Below are 22,360 nucleotides of genomic sequence, written 5' to 3'. Positions count from 1 at the left end.
GTTAACGAAGGACCCACCCCCACTTATAGAAGTGGGGGTCTTAAGAACTGGATAAACGCAGTTCAAATACTCACAAATATTACCAGAAGGAAAGTTCGTCACGCAGGCGAATACTAATAAGGAAGCCTTAATATTGATCATCCGGTCAAATTTACTTAAGTCTAAAATTGAGGCAGTAAGATGTTTCAAAAGCGATGGGTAAAAAGAAATCTAAAGAGACGTGAGGAGAAAAAACAATAACGTGAGTAAAATTAAAAAAGCCTTAGCTGCTCTAGTTATGGCCGGTATGGTATTGACAATGGTCCCTCTTAACGTATTTGCTTCAGACACGGTTCCAACCCGATTGGCAGGTACAAATGCTGAACAAACCGCAGTCAGGATTGCGGATCAAACAGTTTGGACCGGAACCGCAATCCTTGCTTCCTCAACTTCGTATGGTATGGTTGATGCTCTAACCTCGGGCCCGCTGGCCTACTATTTAAAGGCGCCTATCCTTCTGACCGGAGCTGGAAATTCTCTTGACTCTGCTACCAAAGACGAACTTGTTAAACTCGCCGTTACGAAGGTTTATGTGACCAGCGGAACGGCGGTGATCAGGCAAGGAGTCCTCGATGAGTTGAAAGCAATGAATATTACGGTTGTGCTCCTAGGTGGAGTTGACCGTTTTGAAACCTCGGTTAAGATCGCTCAACTGATGGTTACCCTCGGCGCACCGGTAACGAAGGTTGCGGTTGCCTACGGCTGGTTAACCCAAGACGCGCTCTCAATTGCTGCTATTGCTTCCCAGGCGGGTCAACCGATTCTTTTAACGAACAGCGCTAGACTTCCTGATATTGTCCAAGAATTCCTGAAAGAAAATCCTGGTATCACGACTTCAGATGTCATTGGCGGAACCGGTGTCATTAATAGTACGGTATTAAATCAACTGCCAAAGCCTACTCGCCATTCAGGAATCACAGCTTATGATACGAATGATCAAGTCATTAAAGACTTCGTCGGTTCCCTCTTGTTTGACCGGGTATATCTGGCCAATGGAGTTACAGGGATTGATGCTCTTTCCGGTGCACCGCTGGCTGCTCAAACTAAGTCTGCGATAGTCCTTACTGACGGCGTTAAGTCTCCCGCGGCGGGTGTTTTCGTGAAGAGCAAGATGTCCCTTAACAGTGTTGTCACTGCACTTGGAGGTGAAGCAGTAGTTACAGAGAGTCAACGTAATCTTGTAAATACAACAGATACAAGTGTACAAAACGCAATAATTGCCCAAAAAATAGAGGAAATAGCTAATCAAAATGATATTCCGCCCGCGCTGGTTAAAGCCATTGCTTGGATGGAGAGTGGATGGAAACAATACAAATTAGACCCAGCAACGGGACAGCCTTTAACCGATCAACCGTTCATATCTGCCGACGGCGGCATAGGAATTATGCAGATTTCTCCGGCTAATTATCCCGAATACGATGTGGCCAGGCTGAAAAGTGATCTCGATTATAATATTGACGTGGGCTGCAAAATCCTCAATAACAAGTTCCGGGCATACCCCAAGATTGGAGACGGGAATCGCAATGTCTTAGAAAATTGGTACTTTGCCGTATGGGCCTATAATGCTTGGACTAAAGAAAATAACCCGAATTACTATACGGGTCAAGACGCCTATCAGGATAAAGTATTTGGCCTTCTCGGTCAAAAATACAACAGTGCTATTACCTTCGCTCCAGGTGCCACAATTCTTCCCAAATCTCTGTTACCGCTTACCGATCCACCGACTCTCTCCAGCTGCTGGAGTACTCCCACTCCTATGCACAGCGGGGACCTGGCGTTTGATCCTCAATCATTGATGACGAACGGAGATTACTGGTATAATTATGTAATTCCTCAGCAGCCCAGGGGCGATTACTATGTACAGGCTTTAGCATTTTACAATACTCTTTATGAGAGCCCATTGGTCTCGTCAGAGGATAAGACGACGGTCTCTCAGAAAATCCTTAACACCTATAACAAACTCTTAGACTCAGCGGATGCTTTGGTGTTAGAGAATAATGCTACTTCCTACGCAATTGCAGCAAAATATTACTGGACCGTCCTTCAAGGGCCGAACCTGGATTCTGCAATTAAGAACCGGGCCGGTTCTGGTTATCAGAATGCTTCTGCTAAAGCAAACCAGTCCTAAGATATAAAACTGTTTATTTACTGCGAAAGGTTAACGAAGGGGGTGTTGCAAAGTGCAAAAAGCCCCTCATTAAACAAAGCCCTGCATAAATAGTGGTTCAATTCACAAATCCACTAATATGCAGGGCTTTATTTATAAAAACGGATAGATATTCGTTATGCGATGGCCCCAGCTACAAGCGTCCGAAAAATATTTGAAGAAGCCAATCCAAATGCAGGTTTAGAAGAAAGCTGCCTATTCATGCTGAACATTGACAGGATTTGAGGTTCGGTATATTATTATAATAATTTACGTGCATATACACTCTTTGAAAATTCTCAATTCTGAAAGGCGATAGGTCAAATGAATCAAATTGATAAACGCATGCCCAAAGCTAAAAGTCCTTGTCACTGTTTGAACTTAAGACGAGCGTCCCGGGCTGTAACCCAATTTTATGACAAGGTATTGGAACCAAGCGGGCTTAAAGTTACCCAGTATTCACTATTGCAAAATTTGAAAATGGCTGAGGCTTTGACTATTAGCGAGCTAGCTCGGAACATGAACATTGACAGAACTACTTTGAATAGGAATATGAAACCTCTGATTAATGTCGGCTTAATAAAGGTTACCATCGGTAAAGATTCGCGCTCTAGGTTGGTAACACTCACCGAAGCTGGCAAAGCTGCACTGACTGACGCTATGGTATTATGGAGAGAAGCCCAAGCATCACTGGAGGAATATTTTGGAGCGGCGGAATTAGATTATTTTGAACAATTACTATCAAAACTAGAATCATTAGTTTAGTAAGATCGATGAAAAGTGGTCAGATTTGAAAAATTAGTTAATTAATATGTGCATATACACATATTAATTAACTAATTTAAGGTTTGACAAAAATTATTTATTTTGCCTGAAGGAGAGGAAAACATGCGGAAAATATTGAGTAGGGGTGATCAGATGTTAGGTAAAATGGAACAAATGATTCAAAGTAAGGCTTACGAATTAGGTTATGAAAAGTATGGTATTATTCCACTCAAGGCGATGGAGGGATATGCTGAAAGGTTTGAGGAACGCATTCAGAAAGTTCCAGCTTCAGAGCCATTTTACCAAAGACAACGCCGTCTGGTTGATCCTCGTGCTGAATATCCGTGGGCTAAGTCAGTAGTAGTTGTTGTGTCACGTTATGGTAAGTATAAAATACCACCGTCGGTGAAAGGTCATATCGCAAAATCGTTTTTATTTGATGCTCGTGTTGACACCAATACAAAAGAGTATCAGGCTAATCAGGACATAGAAAAATACATGCAGGAACTGGGCCTGCGAATCGAAACTAACTCGAAATTTGGTATTGTTGGGATGCGGTGGGCTGCCATGCAAGCAGGACTTGGAATCATACGCCGTAACAATTTTTTTTACACTCAGTCTGGTTCGTGGGTGGGTTTGAAAGCATGGCTAACGGACAAGGAAATGGAGTTGATCGAAACTCCCAGTCTTCCCCAGTGCCCCAAGGGTTGTAAACGATGTATGGAGTCGTGCCCAACTCATTCGCTGTCTGCAGACTATACTATGCTTCCAACTGCCTGTATTTCTTTTTTGACGACCTTTGGCGGCCGCGATCTGCCTCATGAACCTCTCAATAAACATTTGGCAAATTGCATTTACGGCTGTGATATTTGTCAAGATGTCTGTCCCATGAACAAAGGAAAATGGCAGGAGAATGAGGATTTTCCAGGCTTGTCTAATCTTGCTCCTAAACTTACGCCTGAAAACATCATGAATATGCATTTGGATTTTTATAGGGAGCGAGTACAACCGAAGTTTTTTTACTTGTCGCCCGATGAGCTTTGGAAATGGAAAGTTAATACATTGTGTTTTATGAGAAATAACTACCAAGAAGCATATAAACCTTACATCACAGCTGCCTGTGATGATGAAAATGAAAAAATTCGTGAGATGGCACGATCAATTAGCCTTGAGCTCTATAACTAAGATCGTATTTGTTCTTAAAAACCTGTAAGACCGCATGACTGACGCCGCAGGCTTTTGCCATTAAAGCTAACGTTGAATTGGCTGCAGTCGAATAATGAACCGGGTGCCTATATCTACCTTGCTTTCAACTGAAATCGTTCCGTTTATCCGTTTCAGAGTTTCATGAACAATTGCCAGTCCCAGGCCGGAACCCGGTATTGCTTGGGTGTCAATTCCCCGGCGGAATCGATCAAAGATAAAAGGTAACTCTTCTTCAGGTATCCCCTTGCCGTTATCCTTCAAGATGATTTGAATTTCCTGCTTGTCAGCGTCAAAGCCTGTTTCTAATAAGGAGTTGACTTGTGCTGTCAGATCTTCCGGAGAAGCAGCAGTCAGTTTGAGAGGGCTGTCTGTTCCATTTTTCAATTGCAAACGGATCATTTTTTGAGGCCCATTAGGATTACTCGTAGTCTGAGCATTGACCATGCCGCTTGAGGCCAGGGCGGTACTTGCAAACAAAGTGCCTGTAAGAATTGCTGTTCCAGTAATTAGCAAGAGTTTATTGCGGATTAATTTCATAGAGTTATCATTCTCCTTTTATTCTAGAATTTTGTTTGTTTTTCCTTCTATACATAACATAGGTATTTTAGAATTTTACATTGATTTTTTACACCTCTAATTGAATTAACAGATTTGATTGCTCAAACCGTCCTCTTAATTAAACCAGTTTAAGGTGTAGATTCAATGCAGGGTTTGATTAAGAAATCTACTCTATTCGTCTGTTTCTCATCCGGCAATAATTATCCGACGTTTCTGCCGGCAATGTCTATGCCGCCAAGCCCTAAAAGCTACTAAGGAGCGTTGAGGCTGGGTTTAAGAATATTAAGAGGAATTATCAAAAACATGTGGAATACTTAAATTAGACTGTTATGTGATAATTTGCCTTATCCAATATGGATAGCAGATAATGAAGGAGGCTTCGGAATGGGGATTTGGTAAACCGTCTTCACTGGTAAAAATGGATTTTTTTAAATTTGATAGTGAAGAGGGGATACTTATGCCCTTTTTTAGATACGAGGGTGTCAATGTTTATTACAAAGTAGTTGGGAAGGGTAACACACCTTTGCTGTTCTTGCACGGTAATACTGCTTCTTCGAAAATGTTTAAACCAAAAGTTAAATTCTACGCCGAACGATTCCGGGTTATTTTAATAGATTATCCTGGGCATGGTAAATCTGAAATGTTGCAGGAGTTTCCAGTAGATTATTGGTGCTATAATGCCAGGGTTGCTATTAAGTTATGTCAAACGTTGAAATGTAATAAAGTAAACTTAATCGGTACGAGTGGTGGAGCCATTGTCGCCTTAAACATGGTTCTAATAGAACCATTGCTCGTCGGCAAAATCATTGCGGATAGCTTTCCGGGTGAGTCTCAAAACTGTGAAGATATTGTTACCCTGAGAGACCAGCGTAAAAAAGCGAAGGGTAGTATTAGTTCAGTACTATTTTGGTTTCTGATGCATGGTTTGAGGTGGAAGAAAGTAGTAGATGCTGATACAAAAATGATTGAACTGTCGAGTTTAACCAGAAAGGGATTCTATTGTGGTGATTTATCTGAAATAACTGTGCCGGTATTAATAACCGGAAGTCTTAAAGATGAATTAATTAAGGATATGGAATTTCGTATGGAAACACTTTCTAATAGGTTGAAAAATTCGAAATTGGTTTTCTACCCAACTGGTTCACATCCGGCCATGTTCAGTAATAGCAGAGAATTTGACAATCTAGCTCTTGAGTTTTTAGAAATTAATTGTTAAGTCTTATGATTTTTGAAATACCCTTCAGATTCTCTTTGGAAGGGTATTTCAATTTATTTTGGAACGGTTTAAACTTTACGATCTGGGAAGGAAAGACGAGGAAATGGTAAAGATATTATTGCGCTTTGACTTAACTAGATGAGATGTTTAGTTAGTGAATATTACTATATAAGGAGTGCTAGTAATGATTGAGCAGATAAAAAATCGTAGAAGTATAAGAAGATATCTCGATATACCAGTGGAGGATAATAAAATTATTCAATTACTTGGGAGCGCAAGACTAGCTCCATCTGGTGATAATACACAACCTTGGCATTTTATTATAGTAAAATCTGAGGAAATTAGACAAAAATTAACCGAAGTATCTAATAAACAAAAATGGATGCTCTCGGCACCGGTTTTTATTGTCTGTGTTGCAGATATTCGCTCTAGAGTAGCTAATAATATCGAATTATCGTTAAATGAAACTAGTCCTCAGTTAGAACTTAAACAAATTATAAGAGATACATCGATTGCAATAGAACATATTGTGCTCGAAGCAAATAATTTAGGTTTAGGGACTTGCTGGGTAGCATGGTTTACTCAAGAAGAAATCCGGCCCATTTTGAATATTCCTTCTGACAAATATGTTGTATGTATCCTTACTCTTGGTTATGCGAGTGAATCACCGAAAGATCGTCCTAGAAAGAAAATTGAAGAAATAATCCACCGTGAAAGCTGGTAGCAACTATAAAACGAACTATCCTCTCGATATTCGCACCGCGAAATGACAGGTGTTTTGCTGTAAAAGAGATAATATTGGATTTGTAACGTGTGATGTGGTGACTAAGGGAGAGCAAGTTGAAGAACTATAGCTTCGAATATCGGGCTTTTAAGTTAATTGGGATATAATCAAGAAGGATGATACTTATGGATGGACTTTTATTTGGAATATCCGGCCTACCACTGGGGAATGATTCTATAAAATTTAATTATGCGAAAGGGATAGATTATGCTAAATCAATTGGGCTAGATGCAATGGAGCTTCTTTTTGTCAGGAGCGTAAATGTTACGGATAATAACAAAGAAATTATACTTGAAGCTAAGTTGAGGAATAATTTCTACTTGTCTGCACATGGTTCGCACTATATAAACTTAAATGCAAACGAGTTGGATAAACAGAAACAGTCTATCGAAAGAATTATTAAGGCTCGGGAAGCATTGTCCAAAGTTGAGGGCCGCAGCCTTATCTTTCATCCCGGCTATTATTTGGGAGACTCCAAAAAAAAAGCTTATAATACTATAAGGGACAATTTATTGCACCTTCCATTAAATGAGGTGGATTTTAGACTAGAGACTACAGGCAAGGGAACACAATTTGGCACCCTTGAGGAGTTAGTATCCTTATGTAAAGAAATAAGCAAGTGTAAATTGTGTGTTGATTTTTCTCATATCCACGCGAGATATAACGGCAAATTAAAAGGGTACAATGATTTTGCAAAAATACTTCAGTATATTACTGACGAGCTCGGGAAATCGGCTCTGGAAGACATGCATATTCACATGGGAGGGGTGAATTATAATGAAAAAGGAGAGCGAAATCACCTCCCGTTACAGCAAAGTGACTTCAATTACGTGGATTGTCTTAAAGCTATTAAGGACTTTAACGTAAGAGGCTGTATAATATCGGAAGGTCCTATGGTTGAGAAGGATGCATTGTTGCTTAAGAAAACCTATGAAAAGTTATGATCTTTGCATTGGATAGAAAGGATAAATTTGACTTGGAACAGTAACCGCAACTGTTTTTCGATAACTTTAACGAATAGTTCATTTTTGATTTCGCCAATGATTTTGGAAATAAGATTTTGACGAAATCTTGACTCAGCACTAGTGATATTGTATCATAAATCCTGTACCAACTGGTAGGTACAGGAGGCGATGAAGTTGATAGGCAAACGTCAAGAGATTGTTGAAGCAACGGCAGCTCTGATGCACTCAAAAGGGTATGAAAACACTAAACTCAGCGATATTCTAGAGGCGGCCCAGATTGGTAAAGGTCAGTTTTACCACTATTTTTCCTCGAAACACGAGTTTGGTCTGGCAGTTATTGATTATTTTTTTGATAATTGGAATCGGCGCCTGTTGGGAGAAATCCTAGGCTCTGAAAAAGATCCGAAAATTAAGTTCGATGAGATGCTGGAATGGGTGGTTCAGAATCATATATCTAACCAGGCTAAATGCGGATGTGTGTTTGGAAACCTTGCTATTGAAATGAGTGAACATGATGAAAAGTTCCGGCTAAAAATAAAAGCAGTTTTTGATACTTGGGTGGATAAATTGAAACCGGTGCTGGCAGGAATGATTAAAGAGTCGTCTCAACCAAAGCCCGAAGAGCTTGACAAGTTGGCACATGGGATTGTAGCTATGCTCGAAGGCGGAATTCTTATGATGAAAAGTCAGCAAGATATCAAAGTTCTAATTGACGTGACGGATTTGGTTAGGTATTTGGTTAATTCTTTTGTACAAGATCACTCTGCTGCATGAAGGATATTGCCATCTGTCGAGTTAGTTAGTATCTATGGAAAATCCGGTGATTGCCAAGAAAGAAAGGAGTAATCTATTGTGGAAAATTCAACAGTAAATCCACAGGAAGCAAACGAACTGGTTGTGCTCTGGACCAGTGCGGACCGTGAAGTTGCATTGAAAATGGTATTTATGTATACATTTAATGCAAAAACTAAAGGATGGTGGGAAGATGTCTGTCTGATAGTTTGGGGTCCTTCAAGCAAACTTTTATCTGAAGACCAAGAACTTCAGGCTTATATGGCCAAGATGCTCGAAGCTGGCGTAGAGGTTGTTGCTTGTAAGGCTTGTACGGACAGTTATGGGATTACCGATACCTTAGAGAAACTGGGCATTGAAGTGAAATATATGGGGCAACCGCTTACTCAAATATTAAAACGGGACGCCAAATTGATTACTTTTTAAAAAGCCTGTTTTCCGAAAAAGAAATCTATGGAGAGAATTATTTGGATAAGTGAGCTTATTTCAACTATCATGATACTTCGGGTAAGAGTCATGGAAATACTGCAATAAACAATTTCCAAGCGACTTACTGTCAGTGTCGTTGTCAGACCAAATTTCACTGCGATGGCTGACTTGTTGACGGGCGTATAGGAATTCCCATCATAAGAACGAGGTCGTAAATGAACTTGAATGACGATTTTTGAGAAAATAACAGTTGTTAAAAGAAAGAGGAATTATCATGATAAAAAGCTCCCAAGAAGCGACGAATTGTCCTTGCCCAAAAACCAACTGTGAAAGGCATGGGAAATGTTACGAATGCGTTCAGTTTCACCGTGCTAAACCAGTGATCGTATATTGTATGCGTGACGAGTATAGAAAAAAGGATTCTCTATAAAACATGATGAGCATGGAAGTTTTTCTAATTTGAGGATCAAGAAGAAGTTCAGTTATCATCAAATTTTATAAAACTAGAGATCTATATTTTGAAGTTCTAAATGATTAAATTTTAACGCGAAAGAAATGTTCACAGCGGGTGAGAGTAAATATCTTGCTGGAAGAATAAGTAAACGAGAAGAGGGAGTGAAAAGTATGCCCTTCGTTAATGTTCAGATGCTGGCGGGAAGAACGGTTGAACAAAAAGCAGCACTTGCTAAAGCTATCACAGAAGCTTTCGTTAAGATTACAAACTGTCAGCCAGAGGCTGTGTCCGTAATATTTAACGACATTCAGAAAACCGATCTGGCTAAAGCAGGTAAACTAGTCTCTGAATCATAGATATTTTTATAGGCCTTTAACATAGTTGCTCTTGGCAATTTAGAAAGGGGTACTATATGATTTTAGGAATTAGTGCAAGCGGTAGAAAAGACGGTGTGACAAGTAAGATTATTAAAGCGATTTTAGAAGCTGCAGGGCCAGAAAACGAGTATATTTTGCTTGCAGGAAAACGAATCAATGGTTGTATTGGCTGTACGCTCTGTGCTTCTGATAACAAATGTAAAGTGCAGGATGATTGGAATGCTATAGGAGAAAAGATGCTTGAAGCAGATGCAATTGTTTTCGGAGCGCCCAATTATTTCGGAAGGATGAACGCATTAGGACATGCATGTTGGGAGAGGACCTTTAGTTTCAGGCATAGAGAAGTTTTTAGTTTGGCAGGTAAGCTGGGAGTCATTGTTAGTGTGGAATACGAAAACAATGATTTTGTAAGGCCGGAAATAGAAGATCTTATGTTAAGAAATAAAATGGCCATAGTCGACTCTATGGAGGGACATGGATATTCCCAATGTTATACCTGTGGTTACGGTCATGAATGTGGAGTTGGTTATGTTGTTAGAAAACATGGTTTTCTCGATAAGATAGAACCTGAACAGATTCCTCAGGATTTCCAAGAACATGCAACAGAAAAATACCATGCCGAACGAATTGGCAAAATATTAGGATCGATTTTGAAAAATCGCCAATGAACAGCCTAGTAGGCAAGCTTATAAATTCAAGTTAGCAAAACTTAATTAGAAGATATATTTCCTCGAATTTGTTGAAATTGGCCCGAATAATGAAATGAATTTGAATTGAGAAAGCTGGAAAGATTAAAATGAACTTTGTAAAACTTGCAGAAGACCGGTATTCCCTTCGTAAATTCAGTTCAAGACCGGTGGAAAAAGAAAAGGTTGATCTTGTACTCAGAGCAGGCCAGCTTGCACCGACTGCCGCAAATTTTCAGCCGCAGCGTATCCTTGTCATCGAAAGCAGCGAGGCATTGGAAAAATTAAAGAGATGCACACCTTGCCACTTTAATGCTCCCATGGCTATGCTTGTCTGTTATGATGAGACTGCCTCCGCTAAACGCAACTATGACAACTATAATACCGGAGAAGCAGACGCTAGTATTGTCGCAACACATCTGATGCTGCAAATAGCCGAACTTGGGCTGGGGAGCACTTGGGTTGCACATTTTAATCCAGCCACTATCAGACAAGAATTTTCACTACCGGAACATTATGTCCCGGTTGCCCTGTTGCCGCTAGGTTACCCGGCAGAGGATGCGGCTCCAAACGAACAGATGCATTGCCATAGAAAACCGATTGAAGAAACCGTATTCTACAATACATTTTCATAATAGAAAGAAGCTCAACACAGCATGTGCCAAGGGCGGTGCAAGGCTGATAACCGATAAGGCCACCGTTGTCTTTGGCGCTTGCTGCTCACTTCTTAGATATAGACAAAGGTAGAGGAACATTGAAATCCTGATGCCTTTGTCTTTCATTTTACACTTTTGATCATCAATTTGTTGTTGACATAGAGTATACTCGAAGTTTTAAAATAATCTTACCAATATAATGTGTTTGGTAAAAAGTACAAATCTGTAGTCAGAGATGTTAAGTACTGGAGGATGGTATCGTATGTCATATTTAGGTGAAAACATCCCGAAACTTGGTTTTGGGTTTATGCGGCTTCCGATGAACGGTGAGAAAATTGATATCGAGCAGACAAAGGAAATGGTCGATCTGTTTATGTCCAAAGGTTTCAGCTATTTTGATTCCTCCTGGGCCTATAATGGCGGAAAATCTGAAGAGGCGATGAAAGCCGCAATCGTTGACCGTTATCCACGCGAGAGCTTTCAAATTGCGACAAAGTGCCCCGTTTGGATTGTGAAAACGAAAGAAGAAGCCGAGAATATGATCTGGACTTCATTAAAGCGCACTGGGGCGGGATATATCGATTTCTATTTGCTGCATAATCTGGGAGACAGCCGCACCCAAAGCTTTGATGATTTTGAGATGTGGGATTTTGTCCATAAACTTAAAGAAAAAGGCCTGGTGCGGCATATCGGGTTTTCAATCCATGACAATGCTGACGCGCTGGATAAAATTTTGACCGAGCATCCGGAGATGGAGTTTGTCCAATTCCAGCTGAATTACGATGACTGGGAGAGCCCCACCATTCAGGCTCGAAAATGCTATGAAGTGGCCCTCAAGCATCACAAGCCGATCATCGTGATGGAACCGGTTAAGGGCGGCCTTTTGGCGAACCCTGCTACAAGCGTCCGAAAAATATTTGAAGAAGCCAATCCAAGTGTTTCGCTGGCATCATGGGCTATACGATATGCGGCCTCTTTGGATAATATCATCACGGTGCTGAGTGGAATGTCGACAATAGACCAGGTGCGGGACAACGTATCTTTTATGGAACAGTTTAAACCGCTTGATCAAGACGAGCTAGCTGTAATTGAGAAGGCGCGGAAAGCGATCAGTGAAATTCCCAGTATTCCCTGTACGGCCTGTCAATACTGTGTAAAGGGCTGTCCGCAGGGTATACTTATTCCCAATGTATTTGCAACATATAACCGCAAGTTGGTTTATAATGATTTGGCCAGCGCGAAGAGCCGCTATGGACTTGAAACCAGGTTTAACGGTAAAGCCTCGGACTGTGTTGCCTGCGGAAACTGCGAGCGGGTCTGTCCTCAGCATATTGGTATTATTGAAAACTTAAGAACCATAGCTGAGGAGCTGGAAAAATAAGAATGGCATGACTGTTGCCAGCGGCAGATTTATGGTTTTTAACAAATAACAAATATATAGTGATTTGAACAATAGCTTATTATGAATGAAATCAACTATGAGTAGTTTTCGGCCAGATGTTTGAGATCTGGCTTTTTGTTTTTGTCGAGACATATTAAGACTTTGTACACAGTCAACCCACGTTGAGACCGTGGTTCGATTAAGAAAACAGACAATCCAAACCCGCATCACAGGCCGGTTGTATGGTTCGAAAATATTCGGAATTGAACCAAAAACAGGCGCAATGTTTCTAGCAACATTCAGGGGTACATGTTCGAGGTGAAATGGACGTTTTTGTGGTAAAGTGTCTGAAAAAAGTACCACAGTGTCGAGGGGGCCTTAAGACTGTGACGATATAGAAAACAGTAATCGCCAGATTGTTCCTTATTTTTGGATGGTATGGGATAATTGTGTGAGGGTTCGAGTGTCCTTACCTATCCAAAGGCGCTCAATGTACCGGGAAGTTCCTGTTGATGTTTTGGAAAACAGAGAACAATTAGCGGAATGGGCTATTAAAGCTTTGCTTGATCAAGAAATAATGTCAAAAAACTAAATACTAGGTTTGTAAAAGGTGACAAATACTCTTCGGATTATTCAGGTTGTAAAGTTTTCAAGGAAGAATAGATTGAGAGAGGTAAATAAATGAGCATTTCACAAACGCGAATGAACTTAAAGGTTGAAAACTTGGGATTAGATCCGGACATTTTTGCTAAAATCTTAGAGTTATATCAGGATAACCATTATGCGCGTTTAACAGGTATTAAAATCGTAGCCATTGGACAAGGAAAATTTATTGCCGAAATGGTCGTGGATAAAAATAATTCAAACGTGATTGGAACTTTACATGGTGGTGCAACTGCCACCCTGATCGATGTGTGTATGGGAATGGCTTGTTTTACAAAGGGAGTTACAGTTGTAACTGGTAACATCAATATATCCTACCTATCTCCTGGAAGAGCCAGCAATAAGATCATTGCTGTTGGCCAGGTTATTAGGTCAGGTAAAACGACTTTTTTTGCTGAAGCAAGTTTGGAAGACGAAAAAGGTCAGATCATCGCCAAGGGTACAGGAACCTTTTTTCGTAAAGGGAATTTGTTAAGCGAGTAAAAGGTCTAGCTATAATCAACTTGAATAGATATTGAGCATCATGTTGACAATAAGGAATTTTCAATAGATTAATTACTTTGGCTTGGGAAAGTTATCCCTTATATGTCTAATACTAGAAATAAAACGCCGGAGGGAAACAATGTTAGATACTTATTCGAATTTCCGGGAGTTAAAGCTGCATGAGCAAAAAGATCGGGACTATCGGATAAAGGTTAGCGCAAATTGGCATCAAGTGTTAGTCGTTGCTCCACATGGAGGAAATATTGAGCCTTATACTTCTGAAATTGCACAGTGGATAGCAAAAGAAGATTTTGCATGGTATTTATTTGAGGGAATAAGAGATATAGAAGTCAGGAAGCTGCATATTACGAGCCACAATTTTGATGAACCAACTTTGCTTCAAGCCCTTCATGAAGCGTATATCGTGTTAACAATTCATGGCCTTAAAAACTCAACCGAGGAATTCCTAATGATTGGCGGGTTAGATTCAGGATTTACAACTTTGTTACGGATAGAAATACAAAATCGAGGTTTTATTGTTAAAGACTGTGAACAGAAATATCGTGGGGAGCGGGCAACTAATATTTGTAATAGAGGACGTACTGGAAAAGGCGTACAGTTAGAAATTAGTTATGCTTTGAGAAGCAGAATTGTTAAAGATGCAGAATGTAGGAACCGGTTTGTAGACGCGATCCGGTCAGTCATTAAAGCTCAGGAATTACGTTGAGAAGTGGAATACATAGTCACAAGAACTATTCAGCATGTCCCTTTAGTGTTATAAGTTAAAATTATATTACTGTATATAATGAGGCTGTCCAGCGTTGGATACGTTCATGCATAAGTCTGGGGGTATAACCTGAGGTTAAATTGAAGATCTCCTGAAAGTTTGCTGAATTTGAGTTGCTTCATATAAAAATTAATTTGCAAAAGGAGCAATTTTTGAATACCTTAATTGTAAATTATTATCATTAACGGCTCATTCAATTTTATGCCACAATTATTTGCGCTTGCTAAAAAAATCCCTTCAATGATATTAACGATTTGTAAATAAAATATAACATGTATACATTATACAAGTTATATTGCATGTATACATGCTTAATTGATAAAAAACAGAAGGGAATCGAAAAGGCATAACGAAATACTATATATAAAAGTTGCTATTCTTTAAGCTATCAAAAAGATGTAGAAATTTTCAAAGATAGTCTAAAAAGAGTGGCGAATAAGAAACATATTATAAATTATGGGGAATCATTAAGGAGGAGTTATTTTTGCGCAAAGTAAAGGTATTAATGGCCGCTATCATGGCGGGGGCATTACTTGTTGGTTGTGGTACATCTGGCACGACTGGTTCATCAAGTTCAGCAGGGAATAACGCGAGTCAACAGGAAGTCATTAAGTTAGGTGCTGATGTTACGTTTCCCCCGTTTGAGATGATGAAAGATGGTAAGGTGACTGGCTTTGATATCGACTTGATCAAAGCTATTGCAGCTCAAGAAAATTTAAAAATTGCTGATCCTATTCAAACCATGGATTTCCAAGGCCTGATACCTGCAATTCAAACCGGAACGATTGATGTTGCTGTAGCCGGCATCACTATTACATCAGCTCGTGAGCAGCAAGTCAACTTTTCTAAACCCTATTATCATTCGGGCTTGTCAATTTTAGTTAAGAATGATAGTACGATCAATGGCGTTGCCGATCTCAAAGGCAAGACGGTGGCTGTTAAATTAGGTACAACGGCTGATATCATGCTTTCTAAAGATCAAGGAATTAACATGAAGCGATTTAATAATATTGATGATGCATATAATGAATTACAAAATGGCGGAGCCCAAGCGGTTGTCTTCGATAATCCTGTTAACTTAAATTATATCAACACTGGACACAACAATGTTAAAGTAGTGGGCAGCCTTCTGACAGGAGAAGATTATGGCATAGCAGTTACCAAACAAAATTCTCAACTCCTGCAAAAGATTAATGATGGACTGGATAAATTGAAAGCCAACGGACAGTACGAAAAACTTTACAGACAATATTTCAAATCAGATAACAATGGCTTAGTTAATAAATAAAACGACTCCAAAATGGCTTAGTTGAAGAATCAAATGCGTTGAGCGCAGCTAGTGCTGCGCTCATTTAAAATCATCAGGGAGGAAATGAGGCATAAGTGAACTTTTTTCAAATAGTATCAGCAGCTATGCCCCAGTTGTTACAGGGGGCTAAATTAACTGTTTGGTTTTCAATAGCGTCAATTATTTTGGCTACTGTTTTGGGCCTTGTTTTTGCCTTGCTTAAATTATCTCATTATAAGATTTCACGCCGAATTGGTGAAGTGTATGTGCATATTTTCCGCGGTTTGCCTCTTTTAGTGGAAATTTTTTATATTTATTTCGCTATCCCTATGATTTTACCTTTGCATAAATGGTTTGATCCCTATTTTACACCAATTGCTGGGATTATAGCCTTAGCATTAAATGAAGGTGCCTATATTACAGAAATTATTCGTGCAGGAATTTTAGCAGTAGACCGCGGCCAATCAGAGGCTGCTTTAAGTATTGGTATGACAGGTCCTCAGACGATGAGATTTATAATTTTGCCTCAAGCATTTAAACGCATGGTACCGCCTTTGGTCAATCAATTTATCCAAACAATAAAAGATACGTCTTTATTATCAGCTATATCCGTGACTGAATTGACACGAAGCGGACAGATTATTATTTCCACAAACTTTGCCTCTTTACAGATTTGGACAGCAATTGCCGTCGTCTATTTAGCCATCATCCTTCTGTTAACAGGTCTCTCAGGATACTTAGAAAGAAGGTGGCAAATTGATAAGCGTTAAAAATATTACCAAACATTTTGGTCAACATAGGGTTCTAAATAATATTTCTTTAGAGATCAAGCCACAAGAAGTAGTCGTGATCATTGGCCCTTCAGGATCAGGTAAAAGTACTTTTTTACGTTGTCTGAATGGTTTGGAAAAAGTTTCTGATGGGCAAATCTTTGTAAATAATAAAGAAATAACGCATAGCAAAACAAATTTAAGTCATGTTCGTAAAGAAGTTGGCATGGTATTCCAGAGATTTAACCTATTTCATCATTTATCTGTACTGGAAAATATAACGATTGGACCGCGCAAAGTTTTGAAAGTTTCTCAGGAAGAAGCTGAGAAAAGAGCCTTTGCATTATTGGAAAAAGTGGGTTTACGTGAGAAAGCAGGAGCTTATCCAGATCAACTCTCAGGAGGTCAACAACAGAGAGTGGCTATTGCAAGGGCTCTAGCTATGAATCCAATAGTCATGTTATTTGATGAACCCACCTCAGCGTTAGACCCGGAAATGGTCGGAGAAGTGCTCGCTGTCATGAAGGATTTAGCTAGAGAGGGAATGACTATGGCAGTGGTTACACACGAAATGGGCTTTGCTCGCGAAGTGGGTGATAGAGTTTTATTTATGGATGATGGAATAATAGTTGAAGAAAATACCCCGGATGAAATTTTCAACAACCCTAAGGAAGAAAGAACAAAACTGTTTTTAAGTAAAATACTTTAATTAACGAAGTTTGCATAAGCTTTCTGATGGAAGAGTTAACCACTCTAAAAGCACAGGCCAGTTCTGCCTGTGCTTTAGTTTTTTCTTAAGATAATAGTTTTACTGACAGGATAGAAACGTAACTGCTTGGTTGAACTATAACTTTGTCTTAGATGGGTTCTCTTTTAAGCTTAATTTGCCCGGGGGTCCCTAAACGCAAAGGAACATGCTCAACTTTAACATCAGTATGTTCAAGTCCAAACCAACTTATTGGAGAAACAGTAATTTTCTTTAAGCGAAGTTTAAATTGCATAATTAGTTGTTTATATAAAGCGAGGTTGGTATCATTAGCCAGTTCTTCACGTACTAAAACAAAACAAAAATCCCCAATGTTACGATTGATATTATTTGTAGCATATAATTGGAATTGTTCTTTTATTTCGTTGGACTTCATAAGGTCGGTCACAATTTGCCTTAAATATCTACTGACTTTTTGTTCAACCCTAAATCCCAAACGAAGTTGAATCTTAAAAACATAATCAGTTCCGAAATTTTCAACAGTATAGGACATAGACCTTGGTTCATCGGTTACCTGAACATTGATAAACCAATAAACTTCCGCTCTTTTTGGCCGTTTATCTAAAATCGAATAAATAATTTCCTTGTCTACTTTTCCAGGTTTAGATTTGCTTGTTAAATAAACTAAATTTGTAGCGTATACCGGAAGATGTTCATCATTTCTAAGCAGCCCAAGCGTATCAATATAATCTTCCAATGATACCTCTTTTGTCACGATTTGTTCAAAAATTGTTGCTTTATACCATAACATCATTAGTATTAAAATCAGAGCAGCAATAAACACTGTTATAAATCCGCCGCGAAAAAATTTCGCTGCACTTGAAATGAAAAAACCAATTTCCAAAGTCCCAAAAATGATAGGCACGAGAAGTGAGAGTAGCCTCGACACCCTTTTCTTAATAAGCCAATTGAACAACAAGATTGTAGTCATCAACATCGTAATTGTAATAGCTAATCCATAAGCTGCTTCCATGTGCGATGAAGTTTTGAAGTAGAGAACTACTCCGATACAAGAAAACATCAAAAGGTGATTGACGATTGGAATGTACATTTGGCCTTTGGACATAGCTGGATAGTAAATTTTTAATCTTGGCAATAAATCTAATTTAATTGCTTCTGAAACGAGTGTATAGGACCCACTAATTAAGGCTTGAGAAGCAATAATTGCTGCAAGAGTCGCTAATATGACACCAAAAATACGGAAGTTACCAGGAATTAGTTCGAAAAATGGATTAAAATCGGCCATATGTTGTATTCCGGGATTATCCTTAATCTGCAGCACCCAAGCCCCTTGACCGAAATAGTTTAGAAGCAGGCAGATTTTAACGAACGGCCAAGTGCCGTAAATGTTTTTTCGTCCGACATGTCCTAAATCGGAATATAATGCTTCAGCACCTGTTGTGGCCAAGAATACACTGCCCAAGATCGCAAAACCAGCTTTATTTTGATCACTAAACAACAATTTAATTCCATAGTATGGAGATAGTGAGTTCAGTATATTCAGGTTCCCAAAAATATGAATTATGCCTAGAAAGGCTAACATGAGAAACCATAAAAGCATAATCGGGCCGAATAATCGTCCTAATATCTCAGTTCCGGAACGTTGCAGGAGGAATAAAACACAAAGAATAACAATGGTAATTATAATCACAGTGGATTGATTTGAACCGAAATTATTGATATAGGCGGGAATCCATTTTAATCCTTCTACGGCACTTGTGACGGTAACTGCCGGAGTTAAAATACCGTCCGCTAAAAGGGTTGCCGCCCCGATCATAGCCGGAACAATAAACCAGGCACCCTTTCTTCGAATTAGCGAATATAGAGCAAGGATGCCGCCTTCCCCATGATTGTCTGCTTTGAGTGTGATGAGGACGTACTTAATCGTGGTAAGTAATGTAATGGTCCAGAATATAAGGGAAATGGAACCGTATATAAACTCGTTGGTAATTGAGCTTAATTGTCCATTTCCTTCAACTAACGCTTTCATTACATATAATGGTGATGTCCCAATATCACCATAAACAACACCGAGGGTCACGAGCATACCTGCTGTGGTTAATGGTCGTTCTTTACAGAAATTCAATCCCTTTTCCATTATGTATCCCTTCATATCACTTTATAGTTTAGCTATATTTTACAAATTAATATTGCGGAACATTAGCCTGCTCCTTAACAAAAGAAAAACCCCTGTTTGGGGTTAGTGTTAAAAGTTTTAAACAAACCAATTCGTATGGTTTGTTTTTCATCCCCCTTTCAACGCCTACGAGGTTAGCTGCCGGGTTCGGGTCGAAAGAAATAACCCGTCACATTCTGTGATTCACCCCATTGGGCTAATCAATAGCCCGTTTATGGTTCCCCCGCTTCCTGAGAATTCAGCGATTGTTTATTCAACTGTTAATAATATTAATCCTTTAATTCCAGAATATATAGCACCATATTGGAGTAAATACAGTGAAAATACTCCTAACAAGCTTATTTTTCAGGCGTACTTTTATCATAATTAGTTATGCGTATTAAATCTGCATTGTTCTTTCATTTACTTAATTCTAAGTTATTTTTTGATGCCTGATCCCTGGTACGATTGTATCGAGGTTTCTTTGCTGTACCCAAACAAGAATATCAAGGTGATGGTGATATGGAGAATACCGAAATAGATATCTATATTTCTTTGAATTAGAAGAGGGAGAAAAAAATGGGCGAGATATTCACAGAAAGAAATATGTAAAATTTCTTGAGCAAAAGGGATTGTTAATTCAGGCAAATACATGTATTTTGTGGCGACAATTGTTCTATAGTTTAGGTTTTTTTTGATAGTCAATTTAATTATTAAATAACTAATGATATCTTTTGTAGGTGTCCAATCTAAATATATCCAAATAATTACTTTGTATTGTAATTAAAATTGCAAAACACATCGTGTTATATATAAGATTCTTAAAATTATAATCTATTTCGAACTATGTCTTTGCTAAAATTTGATATAAACCCATTGTATGGAATATTAATTGCCATCATTTGAATTATAATTAAAATTTAAACTATTAATAACTATAAAAAAATATAATTACGAACATATTTCTTTGTTTTTGATTTCAGTTGTATAATAGTTTTAAATCATTAAAAGTATTTCATCATAATTAAACTTTTATTGAAATTAAAGTAGAGAGAAAAGAGGTGAATTGCTTTGTCCGTAAAAATCAGGACAAAGCGGCTGTATGAGGCAAGGGCTAAAACGAGAACTTGGTTTGCTTGATTTAACAATGATGGGATTGGGGGCCATAATCGGTTCCGGATGGTTGTACGCTGCGCAGAAGGCGGGTAATCTCGCTGGCCCATCCGCAATTTTCGCTTGGCTTGGCGGTGGTATCGCGGTTATGTTTATCGCCTTAGTGTATGCCGAATTAGGTGCCATGCTTCCCGAATCCGGGGGACTTGTACGTTATTGCCAGTACTCCCATGGAAGTTTCGTCAGCTACATGATGGCTTTTGCCCTCATACTTGCAGATTCAACGGTTATTGCCATCGAAGCAGAAGCGGTTGTTCAGTATGCTAGTTATTATGTGCCATCTCTTTATAATAATACTGCAGGTGCGATGACGGCTGTCGGATGGTGTTTAGCAGCAATTTTAATCGTCATATTTTTCTTCCTCAATTATCTTAGTGCAAAGGCTTTTGCTAAAAGTAATACCATCATAACCGCTTTAAAATTCCTAACTCCTGCTTTAACTGTCATTGTCCTTTTAACCCAGTTCCATGCTGGGAATATGGCAGCGGGTGGTTTTGCTCCCTTTGGCGTACCAGGAGTGTTTACAGCTATTTCTTCCGGTGGGATTATTTTCTCGTATTTTGGCTTTCGGCAAGCAGTTGTAATGGCTGGAGAAGCTAAAAATCCTCAGCGTGATGTCCCTTTAGCGATTGGTCTCGCGATTGGCTTAGGTATCATTTTATACATTCTTTTACAAACTGTCTTTATTGGGGCTTTACCTGCGAGTGAACTGGCTAAAGGTTGGGGGCATATTAATTTTCGTTCTCCTTTTGCCCAGTTAGCTATGCTTCTTAACTTTAACTGGCTCGCCGCAATCCTCTTTGCAGATGCGGTTATCTCTCCTGCCGGGACTGGTAACATTTACATGGGGACCACCTCACGCTTGATCATGGCTCAGTCGGAAAATGGTTTCTGGTGGAAAGTATTTAAGAAAGTACATGCTAAATCAGGGGTTCCACGGCCTGCTCTCTGGCTGACTATTGTGCTAGCCTTGGTTTGGACAGCCCCTTTCCCTTCGTGGGGAAAATTAGTCGGAGTTGTATCTGGAGCAGTTGTCTTCACGTATATGATTGGCCCAATTAGCCTCGTAGCCCTTCGTCGAACTGCTCCCGGACTTCACCGTCCTTTTGTTCTTAAAGGCTTCAGCTTTGTGGCTGGTATTGCTTTTATCGTTAGCACTATGATCATCTATTGGAGTGGTTGGTCAACCGATTCTGTTGTAATGCTTGCCAATCTCTTTGGTCTCATACTATTTGTCGGTTTTCTGGTAGTTCGGCCTGATTTACGGATAAATATTAGTAAGCATATTAAAGCTGGCATCTGGCTTGTGGTTTATATGTTATTCATGATCGCCATCAGCTACCTTGGGAGCTCTAAGTTCGGAGGCAAAGACATAATAAAATATCCCATGGATCAAGTTGTCGCGATGATAGGAGCAGTTATTTTCTACTTCTGGGGAAGTGCTAGCGCATTCCCAACAGAGGAAATACAGAACGTTGTCGATGAACAGGCAAAGGACAAAAAATAGCAGACACAATAGATGGCATTTTCGAAGCTTGATGGGCTGGTTGAGCTGAAAGTTTAGAATCAGTTAACTAGGTTGACTGAATGAAAAATCGGCTAAAACGCTCAATGTTGACGATATCCATGAGGTTAAGTGCCGAGTCTTGTGTGGCGCGGGAGTGTAGCAAAACTACTTTTTAAAGTAGTGAGCGATGCTCCCCATTTCTTTTCCAGGAGTTTGGGAGATTGTTCTCAGATTACTACGGCAATACTAACATTATACATTGCTGTATTTGGTCTTTAATGTGACAGTAACCGTTGCCTATTGAAAATATCGAGTAGTGGACTTCTATGAAATGTACAATTGTAAAATAGTTC

At 39.3% G+C, this 22,360-nt stretch carries 21 protein-coding genes and 1 riboswitch; of the genes, 19 read left to right on the top strand and 2 right to left on the bottom strand.

Features of this window, described 5'->3' with window-relative positions:
- Positions 1–241: 241 nt before the first annotated feature.
- From ACPUYX_RS17220 to ACPUYX_RS17210, 3 genes are all read left to right on the top strand, one after another.
- Positions 242–2,167 (top strand): cell wall-binding repeat-containing protein, encoded by a 1,926-nt coding sequence (locus tag ACPUYX_RS17220; protein ID WP_426380863.1) that lies wholly within the window; start codon positions 242–244, stop codon positions 2,165–2,167.
- Between the two features lie 342 nt (positions 2,168–2,509).
- Positions 2,510–2,950: a MarR family winged helix-turn-helix transcriptional regulator gene (locus tag ACPUYX_RS17215; protein WP_426380862.1), complete on the top strand. Its 441-nt coding sequence runs from the start codon at positions 2,510–2,512 to the stop codon at positions 2,948–2,950.
- Between the two features lie 123 nt (positions 2,951–3,073).
- Positions 3,074–4,135 (top strand): epoxyqueuosine reductase, encoded by a 1,062-nt coding sequence (locus ACPUYX_RS17210; RefSeq protein ID WP_426380861.1) that lies wholly within the window; start codon positions 3,074–3,076, stop codon positions 4,133–4,135.
- Between the two features lie 66 nt (positions 4,136–4,201).
- Here the strand turns inward: ACPUYX_RS17210 and ACPUYX_RS17205 are convergent, their stop codons facing one another.
- Positions 4,202–4,693, bottom strand: coding sequence for a sensor histidine kinase (locus ACPUYX_RS17205; protein WP_426380860.1), 492 nt, complete (start codon positions 4,691–4,693; stop codon positions 4,202–4,204).
- A gap of 388 nt (positions 4,694–5,081) precedes the next feature.
- Between ACPUYX_RS17205 and ACPUYX_RS17200 the strand changes: the two genes are divergently transcribed.
- The 15 genes from ACPUYX_RS17200 to ACPUYX_RS17130 all read left to right on the top strand — a co-directional run bounded on the left by ACPUYX_RS17200 (position 5,082) and on the right by ACPUYX_RS17130 (position 17,154).
- Complete coding sequence (locus tag ACPUYX_RS17200) at positions 5,082–5,930, top strand: alpha/beta fold hydrolase (protein WP_426380859.1); 849 nt, start codon at positions 5,082–5,084, stop codon at positions 5,928–5,930.
- A gap of 184 nt (positions 5,931–6,114) precedes the next feature.
- Positions 6,115–6,654, top strand: a complete 540-nt coding sequence (locus tag ACPUYX_RS17195) for a nitroreductase family protein (protein WP_426380858.1) — start codon at positions 6,115–6,117, stop codon at positions 6,652–6,654.
- Between the two features lie 185 nt (positions 6,655–6,839).
- Positions 6,840–7,658, top strand: coding sequence for a TIM barrel protein (locus ACPUYX_RS17190; RefSeq protein ID WP_426380857.1), 819 nt, complete (start codon positions 6,840–6,842; stop codon positions 7,656–7,658).
- Between the two features lie 195 nt (positions 7,659–7,853).
- Positions 7,854–8,453 (top strand): TetR/AcrR family transcriptional regulator, encoded by a 600-nt coding sequence (locus ACPUYX_RS17185; protein WP_426380856.1) that lies wholly within the window; start codon positions 7,854–7,856, stop codon positions 8,451–8,453.
- A gap of 78 nt (positions 8,454–8,531) precedes the next feature.
- Positions 8,532–8,897 (top strand): DsrE family protein, encoded by a 366-nt coding sequence (locus tag ACPUYX_RS17180; protein ID WP_426380855.1) that lies wholly within the window; start codon positions 8,532–8,534, stop codon positions 8,895–8,897.
- 627 nt (positions 8,898–9,524) lie between these two features.
- Positions 9,525–9,710, top strand: coding sequence for a 2-hydroxymuconate tautomerase (locus tag ACPUYX_RS17175; protein WP_426380854.1), 186 nt, complete (start codon positions 9,525–9,527; stop codon positions 9,708–9,710).
- Positions 9,711–9,766: 56 nt separating this feature from the next.
- Positions 9,767–10,399 carry a flavodoxin family protein gene (locus ACPUYX_RS17170; protein WP_426380853.1) on the top strand — a complete coding sequence of 211 codons (633 nt, stop codon included), beginning with the start codon at positions 9,767–9,769 and terminating at the stop codon, positions 10,397–10,399.
- 128 nt (positions 10,400–10,527) lie between these two features.
- Positions 10,528–11,052 carry a nitroreductase family protein gene (locus ACPUYX_RS17165; RefSeq protein WP_426380852.1) on the top strand — a complete coding sequence of 175 codons (525 nt, stop codon included), beginning with the start codon at positions 10,528–10,530 and terminating at the stop codon, positions 11,050–11,052.
- A 283-nt stretch (positions 11,053–11,335) separates the two neighbouring features.
- Positions 11,336–12,454 carry an aldo/keto reductase gene (locus ACPUYX_RS17160; RefSeq protein ID WP_426380971.1) on the top strand — a complete coding sequence of 373 codons (1,119 nt, stop codon included), beginning with the start codon at positions 11,336–11,338 and terminating at the stop codon, positions 12,452–12,454.
- Positions 12,455–12,917: 463 nt separating this feature from the next.
- Positions 12,918–13,046 (top strand): hypothetical protein, encoded by a 129-nt coding sequence (locus ACPUYX_RS17155; RefSeq protein ID WP_426380851.1) that lies wholly within the window; start codon positions 12,918–12,920, stop codon positions 13,044–13,046.
- Between the two features lie 89 nt (positions 13,047–13,135).
- Entirely contained in the window at positions 13,136–13,600 is a 465-nt protein-coding gene (locus ACPUYX_RS17150) for a PaaI family thioesterase (protein WP_426380850.1), read from the top strand.
- A 139-nt stretch (positions 13,601–13,739) separates the two neighbouring features.
- Positions 13,740–14,327 carry a poly-gamma-glutamate hydrolase family protein gene (locus ACPUYX_RS17145; protein ID WP_426380849.1) on the top strand — a complete coding sequence of 196 codons (588 nt, stop codon included), beginning with the start codon at positions 13,740–13,742 and terminating at the stop codon, positions 14,325–14,327.
- 544 nt (positions 14,328–14,871) lie between these two features.
- Positions 14,872–15,675, top strand: a complete 804-nt coding sequence (locus ACPUYX_RS17140; protein ID WP_426380848.1) for a basic amino acid ABC transporter substrate-binding protein — start codon at positions 14,872–14,874, stop codon at positions 15,673–15,675.
- A 95-nt stretch (positions 15,676–15,770) separates the two neighbouring features.
- Complete coding sequence (locus tag ACPUYX_RS17135; protein ID WP_426380847.1) at positions 15,771–16,445, top strand: amino acid ABC transporter permease; 675 nt, start codon at positions 15,771–15,773, stop codon at positions 16,443–16,445.
- The gene (locus ACPUYX_RS17130) at positions 16,432–17,154 is read left to right on the top strand and encodes an amino acid ABC transporter ATP-binding protein (protein ID WP_426380846.1); all 723 of its coding nucleotides are present in this window, start codon (positions 16,432–16,434) and stop codon (positions 17,152–17,154) included. Before ACPUYX_RS17135 ends, ACPUYX_RS17130 begins: the two co-directional genes overlap by 14 nt.
- 148 nt (positions 17,155–17,302) lie before the next feature.
- Here ACPUYX_RS17130 and ACPUYX_RS17125 read toward each other — a convergent pair whose 3' ends face one another.
- Positions 17,303–19,309: a KUP/HAK/KT family potassium transporter gene (locus ACPUYX_RS17125; RefSeq protein ID WP_426380845.1), complete on the bottom strand. Its 2,007-nt coding sequence runs from the start codon at positions 19,307–19,309 to the stop codon at positions 17,303–17,305.
- A 147-nt stretch (positions 19,310–19,456) separates the two neighbouring features.
- Positions 19,457–19,602, bottom strand: a riboswitch (cyclic di-AMP (ydaO/yuaA leader).
- 827 nt (positions 19,603–20,429) lie between these two features.
- Between ACPUYX_RS17125 and ACPUYX_RS17120 the strand changes: the two genes are divergently transcribed.
- Positions 20,430–22,007: an APC family permease gene (locus tag ACPUYX_RS17120; RefSeq protein WP_426380844.1), complete on the top strand. Its 1,578-nt coding sequence runs from the start codon at positions 20,430–20,432 to the stop codon at positions 22,005–22,007.
- The last annotated feature ends 353 nt before the right edge of the window (positions 22,008–22,360 follow it).

The organism is Desulfosporosinus sp. SYSU MS00001 (assembly GCF_049943955.1).
Lineage (GTDB): Bacteria > Bacillota > Desulfitobacteriia > Desulfitobacteriales > Desulfitobacteriaceae > Desulfosporosinus.
Note: the sequence above shows the minus strand (reverse complement) of the source record. Positions and strands in the feature narration are given on the sequence as shown.